Origin of the sequence: Bacillus sp. FSL M8-0025, from assembly GCF_037975475.1 — a bacterium.
GTDB lineage: Bacteria > Bacillota > Bacilli > Bacillales > Bacillaceae > Bacillus > Bacillus subtilis.
In genome coordinates this window covers 517923-531631 of sequence record NZ_CP150258.1, presented here as the reverse complement: position 1 = coordinate 531631, position 13709 = coordinate 517923, and the positions used below count along the sequence as shown (strand labels likewise).

Here is a 13709-nt window from a genome sequence, read left to right as displayed (position 1 = left end):
TTCTTTATTATATCAGGAATCGGAAATAACTGCAAATTAATATTTCCGATTTATTCATGGCATTATTTGTTAAACATGTGTATACCAGCGCTGAATAAGAGGCCTATTAAAAACTATGGTTTGAAAACACCGTGAAAAATGAATCACGAGTGTCTTTCTTTGCTTAATAGTACTTCATTAATGAATAGCTCAGCTGTTTCTTGTTCAAGTGCAAGATAATCTTTTAAAAACAAGGCTGTTCACTTGTAAAACTTTGTTTCTGCAGATGTTTCCAAACAGTCACTCATGGATATACCCATTACTTCATTCCTTTTTTCCTCAAACAATCAATGTTCACGGTCAAATAAATCGATCCCCAAGGGGGAGCATTGAGAGAGTTTGACCCGATAATGTGCTGGGTATAATCTTCATACGCCTTTTGTATCCCGGCTGACTCTGCTAATAATAAACTGGAAATCAGTTTATTATTTCCAATAATTTTACAGATGGATAGGAAGAATACTTATCATATATGAGGTGTATAACGTTGGGCCTTCTAAGGCTATAAAACGTTTTCTACACTTAGAAGATCACCAGGGAAGGGGAAACTTTTTAATATGAAAGAACAAAACCTAAGGACTTTGAGAAAACTGGTTACACCTTATGAAAAGTCCGATTTACACAAAAGCATTTGTCAAATCATTAACACATTGGTACCATTTTTCCTATTATGGTGTTTGGCATATAAGAGCTTGTCGATTTCTTATTTCCTTACATTAGTGATTTCTGTTGTTGCGGCAGGTTTTTTAGTGAGAACCTTCATCATCTTTCATGATTGCTGCCACTATTCCTTTTTTAAGAACAGAAAGGCGAATCGAATCCTTGGAACATTAACAGGAATTCTGACTCTGCATCCGTTTGATCATTGGGCACACGACCATTCTGTCCATCATGCGACAAGCAGCAACCTGGATAAACGCGGTACAGGCGATATTTGGGTACTGACGGTTGAGGAATATAAGAAAGCCTCAACTAAGACAAAAATAATGTACCGATTGTACAGAAATCCGTTTGTTATGTTTATTATTGGGCCGATTTACGTTTTCGGGATTGCCAATCGTTTTAATCGAAAAGGGGCAAAACGCAAAGAACGGATGAATACGTATGTAACGAACCTGGGGATCGTCGCTTTGGCAGCACTTTTATGTTGGGCTATTGGCTGGCAAAACTTCCTGCTGGTTCAGGTGCCGATTTTTATGATATCAGGCTCTCTCGGAATTTGGATGTTTTATATTCAGCATACGTTTGAGGATTCTTATTTTGAAGAAGATGAGCATTGGGAATATGTAAAAGCAGCAGTTGAAGGAAGCTCTTTTTATAAGCTTCCAAAAGTCATGCAGTGGCTAACAGGCAATATCGGTTTTCATCATGTTCATCATTTAAGCCCGAGAGTCCCAAACTATAAGCTTGAAAAAGTGCATAACAACACTAAACCATTGCAAAACGTTCCGACCATTACACTGGCAACAAGCTTTAAATCGTTAAAGTTCCGCCTATGGGATGAAGAAGGCAAAAAATTTGTTGGTTTTAGCCACTTAAAAAAAGCTTCTAAAAGCCAAGTATCGGCGCGGCTAACAACGGATTAAAATAAACTCACCATAATCGCAGAATAAAAGTGCAGACTCGCGCAACGATGTTGTGCAGAGGTCAGCACTTTTTTAGTGGACTCCACAATGCGGTACAGCCGTATTTTCCGCAAAAAAATAACACCAAAGATGGTAAAACCCTTGGTATTATTGGGGTGCGGCCGAGCGAACTTGAACTTTACGGGTTATTCCCCCCACTGGGCCCTCAACATTGTAAATCCATATCATTGATTATGAAAGCTTGTTTTCATTACACTTTCTAACTCCACTTTACATCATTTCTATAAGGTTGTATGAATTATGGTTAATAATTGGTGAGCAAAAACCCACTTCCTCACTTCTCCAAATCTCATTATAAAATGATTTCATATTCGTTCCCTCTCCTAAAACAATTAAAACTTCAGAGACACTATCTTTCTCGGTTATTGAATTCACAAAAAATCTTTTTTATATCGAACGGCTAGATAGATTCCTGAAGCTAATAAGGCAAGAGAATATTTAAATAAGAAGAAAACTTGCCACATATATTCTTTCGGGAAAATCAAGTCGCACAAAATTACTCCATATAACATAAAGAGGGCACTTTTTAATGATATTTGATTTGTTCTTTCGTCAGCCTTACCCATTTTTTTAAGAAATACGAATGTCAGAATCAATCCGACTACAAGCAATACAAACCCACTGCCAATAAGAATATTCCAATTTCCCGGAGAATGTTCAGCCCAGGACTTTAAAGGAGAAAAAATTGCGTTGGTGATCGTATCTGTGATCGAATTCATTTTCATTTTTGATCATTTCCTTTCTCATAAGTAAAAATCTCGTTTACATCCACTTTGAAAAATTCGGCAATTCGAAAAGCTAACAGCAGAGTCGGAACATAATTTCCTTTCTCCATTACAAAGATGGTTTGTTTGGAAACCCCGACTTTCTTTGCTAATTCTTGCTGAGACAATCTGGCAAGTACACGATATTCATAAACCTTATTTGAGATCGAATCACCAAAATCTTTCTTCATGACCATCACCTCTTGAACCAAATTATAAATCCACCTTATATAAAAGTAAAGTAAACTTATACAAAAATATAAAATACTTTTATGTTTACTTAGATTACTTTGATTTAATCATGAACCAGAATGCAGAAAGAACCTGACGAAATTCATGATTCCGTCAGGTTCGATCTAGTGTAATTTATATTTTTAAAAGAACACGGTTTTGATGGCGCATACAGAACAATGATTCTTGGTTATGACTCTGAGGCGCTGAAGTTGTAGAGCAAACAAAAGAATACAGAATCACTGATTATGTAAGAATATTTTCATTACACTTTCTAACTTCTCTTTACGTTAATAATTGGTGAGCAAAAAAACACCCTTACTTCATATTTCTCCAACTCTCATTATGTTCAAATGATCTAAGATTCGTTCCCTACCCCTTAAACTTCATATCTATTCCATGGTAATATTTAGATATAAACTTACTGAAAGGATTGGACAATGAAGGTATTTGAAGCTAAGTCTTTGTTATCTGAAGCTGAAAACCGAGCAAAAGATTATAAAGAATTGAAAAATCAAATGATTAAGCTAAGAAAAGCATTTAAGGATGTTGCCGATCTTGATGACAGTGAGTTCTCTGGCAAGGGAGCAAACAATATTAAAGCTTTTTATCACGATCATGTGGGTGTCACTGATCAATGGATTGATTTAATTGAAATGAAGATCGCTTTCCTTACTAGTATCTCCGGTGTTTTAGAAGATGCCAGCTTATCTGACGCATATATCGAGGAATCCTTCTTAGAACATGAACTAACAAACGCATATAAAAAATCAAAATAAATTATGTCTGAGCAGAAGAAAGCAATGAAAGATATTCTGAATGATATCGATGACATTCTTCCACTTGATTTATTTTCAACAGAGACTTTTAAGGATGAGCTCTCTTCTGCCGAAAACAAACGGAAAAAGACTGTTGATAAAATATGCGATGTGGACGAAAACTTAAAAACTGAATATGCAATAACTGAACCTAACGAACAATTCATTAAAGCAGACTTTCAAAAGTTACAGGAATCAACAGGTAAGGGCAAGAACGCTCCCCCCCTTCACTATAATGCCAAGGCATATCGTGAGAGCGATATACATAAGAAAAAAGGCGATATCGAGAAGCAATCTGAAGCTTATTTGAAGATCAAAAAAGAAGAAGCTAAAAAACACGAAATAAAAGATTTGAAAAGACAGCTTGTAAAGGTAACAGATCCAGACGAGTATTTAAAAATTGCGAAGAAAATAGGATACGAGAATTTGGAACCTGAGCAGCAAGTTTATTTCCGCCAACTCGAAGAACTCCAACAAAAAGCTGAAATTGGAAAAGGTATTACAATGGGAATGTATGAAGCAGGTAAAGATACAGTGATGGGTCTCTATCAACTTGCAAGACACCCGATTGAAACGCTTTCTGGAACATGAACGCAGCCTTACATCCAATCGATACTTGTAAGATCATAGCAAAAGACATAGAAGACACATTTCAACGTGATATGATTAATGGAGATAGCTACAGCAGAGCAAAATGGGTTTCCTATGTAGGCAGTACTGTTGTTCTTGCAATAGTTGGTCCGAAAGGTATTGATAAAGTATCCAAAGTTGCAAAAGCCGGTTCAAAAGTTGCTGCAATTAAGGCACTTGAAGCTTCAAAAGCAGGAATAAAAAAAGGCATTGAATACGTTAAAATACCAAATGTTTTTGAACAACAGTATGCAATGGCTGGTGGTTCAGGGACTTTTCCTTTTAACGTGATTGATGGAGAGAATTATAAAAACTCTGCACTTGAAATATTCAAGGCCTCGTCTACTGTACAAGGATTAAAGAAAGCTAAGCCGCATGAAATTGTAAACGAATTAAAAACTTTCCAAAGCAGAAAATACACTTTTGGAGGACAATCATTCCTCATTGATAAGCGAGGAATGAAGCATATTTTAGAGCGCCATCATCCTAATTTATGGGATGGTTCAATTAAGTCTCAACAATCTTTTCTCAATAAAGAGATGACTGTTAACGATGTTGCAGATGCGATAGAATCAATTATGAAACAAAACCGTGAAGAGTTAACGAAAAAAGGAACTAAATTTAGTTATCAAATTAGAGGATCATATGAGGGTCAACAATATGTTGTAGCTTTCAAAAAGGAAGAGTAGGACAATTCTATCCGGAAAAATAGGAGAGGTAAAATGTTTTATATTCAATCATTAATCCTTAGGCCAAATAAGAAGATAAACGATCTTTCAATCTTAAAAAATAATATTGACGATTACTTTGTTCCACTTAGCAATATAGAGGGACTAAAGAACATAAAACCACAGTTAGACTCTTACTATTTATCTGGGGCGATTATTTTAAAATATGGTGAACAAGATTTGCTTGATGTCACTATGTGGGACTTGGTTGACCAATTGTGGGCTTATTTTTTAAATCTAATTGAAGAAGCTATTGAAACAGGAAAAAGCGAAACTTATTTTCCAGATCAACCCCTTCTATTGAAAATGAAATCAATATCGAATGATATGTTGTTATTTGAAATTGACCAAAAACAAAAAGTATTACTACCGAAACTTGATTTTTTTGAATCACTCTTAAAGAATGCGAAAAGTTTCTTTGAAACTATGAATTTTATTTTAGAAGATAACTGTGATTATGAGTATGAACTTAATAAGATTGATGAATTGCAAACCAAAATCAAATGTATGTGAGGTTAAATGTGAATTACTCTAGAGTGAAAAAATTCTTTGATGAGAATAAAGAATATTCAATTCTTACTGGAGGCGTCATAGATAAACAAATAGATACCAAGAAGTTGTAACTCGTCCTCAAGAATTATTTCTTAGAGATAAGTGTTTTCATTACTTATTTTCAATTTTTAACATTGAACTTCCGAGAGGAGTTATCAAATGAATCCTTTATTGTTAGATGTGCCTTTACAATTGGAAACAGAAAGACTAATCCTTCGAGCACCACACCAAACAGGAGACGGGAAAATTGTAAACCAAGCAATTAGGGATTCCTTTAATGAATTAAAAGCGTGGTTGCCATTTGCTCAAAAACTTCCCACTGTTGAAGAAACAGAGATAAATTTAAGACTTGCCCATATAAATTTTCTAAAAAGAAAAAGTTTTCGTTTTCTTATTTTTAATAAAGATACCAAGGGCTTTATTGGAATAACTAGCCTTCAGGGGATTGACTGGGACATACCTAAATGTGAAATTGGATACTGGGGAAATACCACATTTAGCGGGAATGGGTATATGGTAGAAGCAGTAAAGAAATTAGCTGACTTTGGGTTAAACAATATCAAATTTAGAAGAATTGAAATAAGGTGTGAATCGACAAACCTTAAAAGTCGTGCTATTCCAGAAAAACTTGGTTTTGTATTCGAAGGCACTTTAAGAAATGATGATTTATCCGCAGATGGAAGCAAGCTGACCGACACTTGTTTTTATTCCATAATAAAGTAACATTGTACCCTTAAAATAACGGAGGCGTTATTAAAACAAAAAAGGGCATAACATATTTTGTATGCTAATATACAATGCCCTTTTTATCTTATTAAACTATATACTTTTGCGGACAAATCAGACCACCTACTTAAAGTAAGTGGTCAGTTTTAGTCACAAAATACGTTCTGTTCAAAAGACACAAAAAATACCAAGGTACTCTAACCCTTGGTATCATTGATGCGGCCGAGAGGACTTGAACCTCCACGGGTTATTCACCCACTAGGCCCTCAACCTAGCGCGTCTGCCATTCCGCCACGACCGCGTGATCATTAAATTGTGTTGTGCTGGTTTAGTAGGCTCTTAACCTAGTAAAACAGATTTGCGTGCACTTTGTAAATAAAGTGCGGGTGAAGGGACTCGAACCCCCACGTCGTAAGACACTAGATCCTAAGTCTAGCGCGTCTGCCAATTCCGCCACACCCGCAAAAAGACAAATGGTGAGCCATGAAGGACTCGAACCTTCGACCCTCTGATTAAAAGTCAGATGCTCTACCAACTGAGCTAATGGCTCTTACTATTAGATTTCAAAAATAAAAATGGCTGGGCTAGCTGGATTCGAACCAACGCATGACGGAGTCAAAGTCCGTTGCCTTACCGCTTGGCTATAGCCCAACGAAATGGAATGACCCGTACGGGATTCGAACCCGTGTTACCGCCGTGAAAGGGCGGTGTCTTAACCGCTTGACCAACGGGCCGATGGTTGAGAACTTATATCGAAATCTTATGGCGGAGAAGGAGGGATTTGAACCCTCGCGCCGCTTACGCGACCTACACCCTTAGCAGGGGCGCCTCTTCAGCCACTTGAGTACTTCTCCAATATGGCTCCACAGGCAGGATTCGAACCTGCGACCGATCGGTTAACAGCCGATAGCTCTACCACTGAGCTACTGTGGAATAATGAGACAAGACTTATTATATCAGCCTTGATTTGCAGTGTCAAGAGGTAAATGTTTTTATTTATCTCTCGTGACGACTTTTATAATGTAACATAGGCTTGCCATATTCGTCAACCTTTTTCACGAAAAAATTCTTTTTATTTTTCCGCGGCATTTTCCGCATCTGTATCTGTCAGGGTTCATGGCGCGCTTCTTTATATACTGTTGGCCGCAGGTCGTACAGATATACATATAAGTTTTTTTGTTTTCCGCTTTTTTCTTAAGGGGTGTACAGAACCTCGGCGCGTTGACCTGCTGCAATAGCATTCTAAAATCTCTGTCTCTGTGCTTGTACCCTTTTCCTTCAAGATGAAGATGATAATGGCAGAGCTCGTGCTTGATGATGCCAATCAGTTCCTCCCTGCCGTGTTCAATCAAATATTTTCTGTTCAATTCAATGTTATGGGAGGTTAACAGGTACCTGCCGCCAGTGGTTTTAAGCCGGTCATTAAAAAGCGCCTGATGGCGGAACGGCTTTTTAAAATATGTTTCAGAAATATCCTCTGTCAGCTTTTGAAGCTCTTTGTTATCCATGGTGCACCTCACTTAAAAAACATTGAACGGGACAATTCACCGTTCGCATACAATATGGTAATCACTGTCCCTCTTATGATAAAAGCTGAGGAGGAATGAGCCTATGCCAAATTGGCTTAAAAAGCAGATGCAAAAAGCGTTCCTTGAAAAAGATAATTACCAAATTAAACTGCTGAATCAATGCTGGTATTTCTATAGGAAAAAACACTGCTCGTAAGCAGTGCTTTTATTTTACCATAGACAGCGATACTCTGCCTTTTTGTACATCTACGCCGTCAACCCAAACTGTCACAATATCGCCGACAGATACGACATCAAGAGGATGCTTGACGAATTGATTGCTCAATTTTGAGATATGCACAAGCCCGTCTTGTTTGACTCCGATATCAACAAACGCTCCGAAGTCCACTACATTGCGCACGGTGCCCTGCAGTTCCATTCCCTCTTTCAAATCTTCCAGCTGAAGGACGTCTGTTTTCAGCAAAGGCTTAGGCACCTTATCGCGTGGATCGCGTTCCGGCCTTGTCAGCTGTTCACAAATGTCTTTCAGAGTGATTTCGCCGATTCCCAGCTCTTTAGCCGTTTCAGAGAGCGCCAGCTGATTGATTTTGTCCTTCAATTCCGCCGTGCCGATATGTTCTGTTGAAAGTCCGAGTTTTTTCAAAAGTGCTTTTGTTTCTTTATAGCTTTCCGGGTGGATGCCTGTTCTATCCAAAGGCTCTGTCCCTTCCTGCACTCTTAAGAAACCGATACATTGCTCATAGGTTTTCGCACCTAACCTTGGGATGTCCTTCAGTTCTTTTCGATTTGAAAACTTTCCGATTTCCTCACGTTTTTTGACAACGTTGCCTGCTACAGACTTCGATAATCCCGCTACATACTGAAGCAGCGCGGCGGAGGCTGTGTTGACGTTTACTCCCACCTGGTTTACGACCGTTTCGACGACAAACCGCAGAGATTCATTTAAGCGTTTTTGGCTGACGTCATGCTGATACTGTCCGACACCAACAGACTTCGGATCGATTTTAACGAGCTCCGCAAGCGGGTCTTGAAGTCTTCGCGCAATAGACACGGCACTGCGCTCTTCAACCTTAAGGTCAGGGAATTCTTCTCGGGCCAGCTCTGAAGCCGAATAGACGCTTGCACCCGCTTCATTGACGATCACATAATAAATTTTGCGCGGCATGTCTTTCAGTACATTGACGATGAATTGTTCTGTTTCTCTGGATGCTGTGCCGTTTCCGATCGCCACCATCTCGACTTGATACTGCTCAAGAATCTTTTTCACTTTTTCATGGGCTTCTTTTGTTTTGTTGACTGGCGCATGCGGATAGATCACATCAATTTTAAAGACTTTTCCAGTCTCATCTGACACAGCGAGCTTACAGCCGGTTCGAAAGGCTGGGTCAACACCGAGAACGGTTTTGCCTTTCATCGGCGGCTGCAAAAGAAGTTTTCTCAAGTTCTCTGAGAAAATATGAATCGCCTGTTCATCAGCTTTTTCTGAGAGCTCTTTCCTGATTTCACGCTCGATTGCCGGCTGGATCAGCCTTTTATAGCTGTCTTCAATTGTCTCCTGCAAAATCTCTTTTACGGATGTTGAGCGATTTTTAATGATTTGTTTTTCTAAATACGCCTTAATGTGATCCGCAGGCGGTTCGATTGACACCTTTAAAATATCTTCTTTTTCGCCGCGGTTCATTGCCAGTACCCTATGCGGAACGACTTTTGCAATTGGCTCTTCATACTCGTAATACATTTCATACACATTTTTCTCATCGGTGTCTGCCGACTTTCCGGCTGCGGACTTAATGGTTCCTCTTTTGAAGGTTTCCTGGCGAATCCACTTTCTGAAAGTCGGCTCGTCTGAAATTTGTTCCGCAATAATGTGCTTGGCGCCTTCAATCGCTTCTTCTCGTGTGAACACTTCTTTTTCTTCGCTGATGTATTGGTCTGCAGTTGCTGCCAGATGATCATCTTGGGGAAGTGTCAGGATATAGTCGGCAAGCGGCTCAAGGCCTTTGCTTTTGGCGACTGTCGCCTTTGTTTTACGTTTTTGTTTATAAGGGCGGTAAAGGTCTTCCACTTCCTGAAGCTTCACCGATTGCTCGATTTTACGTTTTAGATTATCTGTCAGTTTATCCTGCTCTGCAATCAGCCTGATGACTTCTTCTTTTCGCTGATTCAGGTTTTGTATGTATTGCCAGCGTTCAGAAATCGTCTGAATCTGAACCTCATCCATTGAACCCGTCTGCTCTTTTCGATACCGGGCAATAAACGGGACTGTATTGCCGTCCTCAAGCAGGCGGATGACACTTTCAACGTGTTTTTGTGATAAACCTATTTCTTTCGCAATTTGCTGTTTTAAAAGGGCTGACGTTTCCATGTAACCAAAGCCTCCAATTTTGTCGTTCTTTCTCTAGTGTATCAAAAACCGAAAAAAACACATAAAAAAAGACAGCTGGCGCTGCCCGTATCTTTACTCATGTTTCAATAGTTCCTGTAAGCCGCTCAGAAAATTCTCTTTTTTCATCGCAGCTGCAAAGAAGGCTTGATCAATCTTCTCAACAATTGGCAAAGCCGCTGTTACTTTTTCTCCTCCTATTTCTGTAAGAGACAGGAGGACCTCTCTTTTATCCTGGGGATTTTTGCTTCTTTCGATAAATCCTTTTTTCTCAAGCGTCCGCACAACCTCCGAAACCATCATGATATTGGTCTGGCTGAAGCTTGCAAGTTTTTTTTGCGTGACGGTTTCTCCGTGAGCAATCATATACTTGCACGAGGTCAGCAGAACAAATTGAACGTGGGTCAGGTCAAACTCAGCCAATGCTTTTCCTACTTTCCGCTGCCAGCTTTGCGTGGCCTGCCATAATAAAAAGCCCGGGCTTGTGTTCGGACCGCTAAATTTAGAGTGCCATTCCACTTATGTTAACTCCCATCGCTTGTGCTATTGTCAAAAAATCTTTTTTGCTTATTTCAAAGTGTCCTCTGCGAAATAAAAAGCCAAGATGCTTGGTTTCCTGAACAAATTCAAGCTTTGATTTAATGTCGTAAAAACCGATTTTATGGCATGGATAATAGTCTATATCTAATCGGTATGGAATAAAATTCGGAGCCATTTGATACGGATAGATGTTTCCGCTTTTTACTTTGCCGATCGCAGTAAAGCTTCGCAGCAGTTTGCCGTCTGGTTATGCGTCTCTCGGAGAATAATAAATCAGCCAATCTCCCTCTTTCATTTTGGCGAGCGGGGCTTTTTTTCCATGGCACAGCTGTGCAAAACCGCCGGCAGCGCCTTTTAATACATGCTGCTCTGACACAACGCCGATCCAGTAATTTGTGTTCATTTTATCACTCCTCCGTAAAGATGGACAAGCCTGCTGACAGCCGTCGGCATGTCTTTAGACAGTTCAGTCCCAATGATTTCTCCCCACTTTTTTGCTTCAGCGCCTTCTAATACAATTCCATATGTGATACACAAATCTTCTTTTTGCTTTTGAAGCACGTGAAAAAACTCCATTATTACATTGCTATGCGGGCATGTTGACCATGACAGAAAACGCCCGATGTTTCTCCACATGCTCAAGCCATAAGAGAATTGTTTTTCCTTGCAGAAGCAATGTTCCTTCCGTTCCATTTTGAAATTGTCCTTTCAAAGAATCTGATGCAATACCCGTCTCCCATTGATCCATTGTTTCTGTTTCCTGATAACAGTTCCAGGTTTTCCCACATCCACATCAGCTATCGCTGTGTATTCATAATTCCACATCCCATAAGCTCCCAGAATGATAAGTTCACTTATTAATTACAATAAGCGCACTTATTAATAGTCAACCGCAAAAAAAAGAAGCCGGATGTCCAGCTTCTTTTTCTGGTTTTTTAGGACAGCTGTCCGAGAATATAGGTCAGGTCATCTTTTCTCGATGTCGTATACATTTTCAGCGAATTCGATATTTCTTCTACCGATTGGCCTTTTTTCAAATGGGAGCGGATATCAGGTACGTTGAGTCCATCTGTATGTATAATGAACTTTGAACCCTTTTCATAGGTGGCGGTGTGCGTTTTGTATTTTTGCGGCTTGCCTGATAAATAGCCCGAAATCGGCAGAGGATAAAAGCTTTCACCAGACGGGGAATGCAGAATAAACCGTACATTTCCGACAGAGCAGTACGTAAACTGCCTTTGCTCAAAATTGATTTTCAGGATAGATGCTGTAGCGCCTCTTTTGTTTTTCATCGCCTGATTACAGCGTTCGATAATGCTTTCTACGTCTTCACTCGCATAGTTTTCCACTAAGTCTTTGATGGCTGCAGAGGATTCGTTAGCAAGTGATCCACTTCCCAGTCCGTCAGCAACCGCGCAAATTAACTCCTTATCATCAGCTTTCATAAAAAAGCTGTCACCGCAAATCGATTTCCCTTCTTTATTCAGTTGATATACTAGAGTTTGAATATGCTCGTTTTCTTCAACCTGGATCATTACATTAACTCCATCGAGGGATCTTCAATCAAGGCCTCTCTGAGCTTCTTCACAGCTTTGCGTTGCAAGCGCGAGACGTGCATTTGAGATATACCGAGAATGTCCCCAGTTTCTTTTTGGCTTTTGTTTTGAATATACGTAAGGTCTATGATTTGTTTTTCACGATCTGAAAGGACATGAAGCACGCTTTGCAGCATCAATTGCTGGTTGACCCGCTCATATCCGTCCTCCTGTGATCCGACGATATCAAGAATCGTGACGGTGCTTCCGTCCGAATCCGCTTCAATGCTGTGGTCAACGGATAAAGCTTGATAGCTTTTGCCCATTTCCATCGTTTCAAGAACCTCTTCTTCAGAAACATCGAGGAATTCGGCAATCTCTTCGACTTTCGGCGATCTTTGTGTTTCAGTGGTCAGCTGATCAACCGCCATTTTGATTCTTGGACCCAGTTCTTTAATTCGTCTCGGCACATGAACGCTCCATGTTTTATCTCTGAGGAAACGTTTAATTTCACCGATGATTGTCGGAATTGCAAAAGCTTCAAACGATTTGCCGACAACAGGATCGTATCGCTTAATCGCGCCTAGCAGCCCGATCATGCCGACCTGGCGGAGATCCTCGTGGAAGCTTTTGCCTTTTGAATATTTTTTCGCAAGCATGTCAACCAGATTTGTATACACCCGCACAAGCGTTTCCTGCGCCTGTTCATCTTGCTTTGTTTGGTAATCGCTTATGAGCCGATCGACTTCATCTTTAGTTAGTTTCGTAGTTTTTGATGGTTGTGTCATGATCAACTCGCTCCCCATTTAAATACTTTGTCATCGCTACGGTGACGCCGGAGTGGTTTTGCACTCTGACTTCATCCATGAGCGTTTCCATTAAATATAGACCGAGCCCTCCTTCTGATAATTGATCAACTGTGTGCGAAGGTGTGTACGGCCCTAGATCCTGCTGCTTTTGATCAAAGTCAAAGCTGTCTCCTTCATCCGCCACAATAACCTCTAAACGGTCTTCAAACACACCGAATCGTATTGACACTTCCCCATTTTTATCTTCTTTGTAAGCGTGCTGAACCGCATTTGTGCACGCCTCACTGACTGCGATTTTCAAGTCTTCAATTTCATCGTACGTATAGCCCATTCTGCTTGCGACCCCTGACAGCGTCAGTCTTATAATTCCCACATATTCAGGTTGGGCCGGCACTTTCATTTCGATGTAATCAGCATTATTCTTCATTGCACTCCACCTTCTGACTTTGCAGAAATATCAATGATGTCCTTCAAGCCTGTAATGTCAAACAGTCGGATCAGCCGTTCAGATAGATTTTCAAGTTTCAGCGAACCGCCTTGTTTTTTCACCATTTTAAAGGTCCCTACAAAAACGCCCAATCCGGTACTGTCCATGTAGCTGACATCTTTCAGGCAAATTCTTAAGTCAGCTCCTTGTTCTGCCAGAGGAACGAGCTTCTCTCTAAGCACCGGGGCTGAGTATACATCAATTTCTCCTGCAATGTTTACTTGTATATCATTCTCGTTTTGCTTCACATCAACATTTATATTCATTCGTATCACCTCAAATTTTCCTTCAA

At 39.9% G+C, this 13709-nt stretch carries 16 protein-coding genes, 7 tRNA genes and 2 pseudogenes; 5 read left to right on the top strand and 20 right to left on the bottom strand.

The features are described 5' to 3' along the window. The first annotated feature begins 596 nt into the window (after positions 1-596). Positions 597-1625, top strand: coding sequence for a fatty acid desaturase (locus tag MKX38_RS02775; RefSeq protein ID WP_339188525.1), 1029 nt, complete (start codon positions 597-599; stop codon positions 1623-1625). A gap of 431 nt (positions 1626-2056) precedes the next feature. On the opposite strand, the gene MKX38_RS02770 is transcribed toward MKX38_RS02775, so the two are convergent. Both MKX38_RS02770 and MKX38_RS02765 read right to left on the bottom strand, forming a co-directional pair. After that, positions 2057-2410, bottom strand: a complete 354-nt coding sequence (locus MKX38_RS02770) for a hypothetical protein (RefSeq protein WP_033883540.1) — start codon at positions 2408-2410, stop codon at positions 2057-2059. After that, positions 2407-2640: a helix-turn-helix transcriptional regulator gene (locus MKX38_RS02765; RefSeq protein WP_029316771.1), complete on the bottom strand. Its 234-nt coding sequence runs from the start codon at positions 2638-2640 to the stop codon at positions 2407-2409. The genes MKX38_RS02770 and MKX38_RS02765 overlap by 4 nt, the downstream gene beginning before the upstream one ends. A 480-nt stretch (positions 2641-3120) precedes the next feature. Between MKX38_RS02765 and MKX38_RS02760 the strand changes: the two are divergent. From MKX38_RS02760 to MKX38_RS02750, 3 genes and pseudogenes are all read left to right on the top strand, one after another. Next, positions 3121-4840: pseudogene (locus MKX38_RS02760) on the top strand (T7SS effector LXG polymorphic toxin). A gap of 10 nt (positions 4841-4850) precedes the next feature. Continuing rightward, a complete protein-coding gene (locus tag MKX38_RS02755) occupies positions 4851-5369 on the top strand; it encodes a hypothetical protein (RefSeq protein ID WP_042977081.1) in 519 nt (172 codons plus the stop codon). A 198-nt stretch (positions 5370-5567) separates the two neighbouring features. Next, positions 5568-6131, top strand: a complete 564-nt coding sequence (locus MKX38_RS02750; protein ID WP_015252759.1) for a GNAT family protein — start codon at positions 5568-5570, stop codon at positions 6129-6131. 220 nt (positions 6132-6351) lie between these two features. Here MKX38_RS02750 and MKX38_RS02745 read toward each other — a convergent pair. The 8 genes from MKX38_RS02745 to MKX38_RS02710 form a co-directional block, all read right to left on the bottom strand. After that, positions 6352-6435 (bottom strand) — tRNA-Leu (locus tag MKX38_RS02745). An 80-nt stretch (positions 6436-6515) separates the two neighbouring features. Beyond that, positions 6516-6597 (bottom strand) — tRNA-Leu (locus MKX38_RS02740). A gap of 11 nt (positions 6598-6608) precedes the next feature. Beyond that, a tRNA-Lys gene (locus MKX38_RS02735) sits at positions 6609-6684 on the bottom strand. Positions 6685-6710: 26 nt separating this feature from the next. Then, positions 6711-6785 (bottom strand) — tRNA-Gln (locus tag MKX38_RS02730). Between the two features lie 11 nt (positions 6786-6796). Further along, positions 6797-6868 (bottom strand) — tRNA-Glu (locus tag MKX38_RS02725). Between the two features lie 29 nt (positions 6869-6897). Further along, positions 6898-6988 (bottom strand) — tRNA-Ser (locus MKX38_RS02720). Positions 6989-6992: 4 nt separating this feature from the next. Beyond that, a tRNA-Asn gene (locus tag MKX38_RS02715) sits at positions 6993-7067 on the bottom strand. 122 nt (positions 7068-7189) lie between these two features. Next, complete coding sequence (locus tag MKX38_RS02710) at positions 7190-7642, bottom strand: SprT family protein (RefSeq protein WP_003246525.1); 453 nt, start codon at positions 7640-7642, stop codon at positions 7190-7192. 103 nt (positions 7643-7745) lie between these two features. On the opposite strand from MKX38_RS02710, the gene cmpA reads away from it, so the two are divergent. After that, on the top strand, positions 7746-7859 hold the full coding sequence (gene cmpA / locus MKX38_RS02705; RefSeq protein WP_003225207.1) for a cortex morphogenetic protein CmpA: 114 nt from the start codon (positions 7746-7748) through the stop codon (positions 7857-7859). 9 nt (positions 7860-7868) lie between these two features. Here cmpA and MKX38_RS02700 read toward each other — a convergent pair whose 3' ends face one another. From MKX38_RS02700 to rsbV, 10 genes and pseudogenes are all read right to left on the bottom strand, one after another. Beyond that, complete coding sequence (locus MKX38_RS02700; protein ID WP_339188521.1) at positions 7869-10028, bottom strand: Tex family protein; 2160 nt, start codon at positions 10026-10028, stop codon at positions 7869-7871. A 93-nt stretch (positions 10029-10121) separates the two neighbouring features. Further along, positions 10122-10565 (bottom strand): MarR family transcriptional regulator, encoded by a 444-nt coding sequence (locus tag MKX38_RS02695; RefSeq protein ID WP_003246643.1) that lies wholly within the window; start codon positions 10563-10565, stop codon positions 10122-10124. Then, positions 10549-10989: pseudogene (locus MKX38_RS02690) on the bottom strand (EVE domain-containing protein). The gene MKX38_RS02695 and the pseudogene MKX38_RS02690 overlap by 17 nt, the downstream one beginning before the upstream one ends. After that, positions 10986-11222 (bottom strand): hypothetical protein, encoded by a 237-nt coding sequence (locus MKX38_RS02685; protein ID WP_147797771.1) that lies wholly within the window; start codon positions 11220-11222, stop codon positions 10986-10988. The pseudogene MKX38_RS02690 and the gene MKX38_RS02685 overlap by 4 nt, the downstream one beginning before the upstream one ends. Next, positions 11173-11334 (bottom strand): hypothetical protein, encoded by a 162-nt coding sequence (locus MKX38_RS02680; protein WP_003246653.1) that lies wholly within the window; start codon positions 11332-11334, stop codon positions 11173-11175. Before MKX38_RS02680 ends, MKX38_RS02685 begins: the two co-directional genes overlap by 50 nt. Beyond that, a complete protein-coding gene (locus MKX38_RS02675) occupies positions 11295-11411 on the bottom strand; it encodes a hypothetical protein (RefSeq protein WP_003246539.1) in 117 nt (38 codons plus the stop codon). The genes MKX38_RS02680 and MKX38_RS02675 overlap by 40 nt, the downstream gene beginning before the upstream one ends. 110 nt (positions 11412-11521) lie before the next feature. After that, positions 11522-12121 carry a phosphoserine phosphatase RsbX gene (rsbX, locus tag MKX38_RS02670; protein ID WP_003246608.1) on the bottom strand — a complete coding sequence of 200 codons (600 nt, stop codon included), beginning with the start codon at positions 12119-12121 and terminating at the stop codon, positions 11522-11524. After that, positions 12121-12909 carry an RNA polymerase sigma factor SigB gene (sigB, locus tag MKX38_RS02665; protein WP_003246715.1) on the bottom strand — a complete coding sequence of 263 codons (789 nt, stop codon included), beginning with the start codon at positions 12907-12909 and terminating at the stop codon, positions 12121-12123. The genes rsbX and sigB overlap by 1 nt, the downstream gene beginning before the upstream one ends. Then, positions 12875-13357 carry an anti-sigma B factor RsbW gene (rsbW, locus tag MKX38_RS02660; protein ID WP_003234299.1) on the bottom strand — a complete coding sequence of 161 codons (483 nt, stop codon included), beginning with the start codon at positions 13355-13357 and terminating at the stop codon, positions 12875-12877. The genes sigB and rsbW overlap by 35 nt, the downstream gene beginning before the upstream one ends. After that, positions 13354-13683, bottom strand: a complete 330-nt coding sequence (gene rsbV / locus MKX38_RS02655) for an anti-sigma factor antagonist RsbV (RefSeq protein ID WP_003234298.1) — start codon at positions 13681-13683, stop codon at positions 13354-13356. The genes rsbW and rsbV overlap by 4 nt, the downstream gene beginning before the upstream one ends. Between the last annotated feature and the right edge of the window lie 26 nt (positions 13684-13709).

What these genes read in the sequence shown, in the direction of transcription:
- rsbV (WP_003234298.1), bottom strand. Translation starts at nt 13,683, where the DNA reads ATGAATATAAATGTTGATGTGAAGCAAAACGAGAATGATATACAAGTA.
- MKX38_RS02770 (WP_033883540.1), bottom strand. Translation starts at nt 2,410, where the DNA reads ATGAAAATGAATTCGATCACAGATACGATCACCAACGCAATTTTTTCT.
- MKX38_RS02675 (WP_003246539.1), bottom strand. Translation starts at nt 11,411, where the DNA reads ATGTGGAATTATGAATACACAGCGATAGCTGATGTGGATGTGGGAAAA.
- rsbX (WP_003246608.1), bottom strand. Translation starts at nt 12,121, where the DNA reads ATGATCCAGGTTGAAGAAAACGAGCATATTCAAACTCTAGTATATCAA.
- rsbW (WP_003234299.1), bottom strand. Translation starts at nt 13,357, where the DNA reads ATGAAGAATAATGCTGATTACATCGAAATGAAAGTGCCGGCCCAACCT.
- MKX38_RS02710 (WP_003246525.1), bottom strand. Translation starts at nt 7,642, where the DNA reads ATGGATAACAAAGAGCTTCAAAAGCTGACAGAGGATATTTCTGAAACA.
- MKX38_RS02765 (WP_029316771.1), bottom strand. Translation starts at nt 2,640, where the DNA reads ATGAAGAAAGATTTTGGTGATTCGATCTCAAATAAGGTTTATGAATAT.
- MKX38_RS02680 (WP_003246653.1), bottom strand. Translation starts at nt 11,334, where the DNA reads ATGGATCAATGGGAGACGGGTATTGCATCAGATTCTTTGAAAGGACAA.
- cmpA (WP_003225207.1), top strand. Translation starts at nt 7,746, where the DNA reads ATGCCAAATTGGCTTAAAAAGCAGATGCAAAAAGCGTTCCTTGAAAAA.
- MKX38_RS02685 (WP_147797771.1), bottom strand. Translation starts at nt 11,222, where the DNA reads ATGTGGAGAAACATCGGGCGTTTTCTGTCATGGTCAACATGCCCGCAT.
- MKX38_RS02775 (WP_339188525.1), top strand. Translation starts at nt 597, where the DNA reads ATGAAAGAACAAAACCTAAGGACTTTGAGAAAACTGGTTACACCTTAT.
- MKX38_RS02750 (WP_015252759.1), top strand. Translation starts at nt 5,568, where the DNA reads ATGAATCCTTTATTGTTAGATGTGCCTTTACAATTGGAAACAGAAAGA.
- sigB (WP_003246715.1), bottom strand. Translation starts at nt 12,909, where the DNA reads ATGACACAACCATCAAAAACTACGAAACTAACTAAAGATGAAGTCGAT.
- MKX38_RS02700 (WP_339188521.1), bottom strand. Translation starts at nt 10,028, where the DNA reads ATGGAAACGTCAGCCCTTTTAAAACAGCAAATTGCGAAAGAAATAGGT.
- MKX38_RS02755 (WP_042977081.1), top strand. Translation starts at nt 4,851, where the DNA reads ATGTTTTATATTCAATCATTAATCCTTAGGCCAAATAAGAAGATAAAC.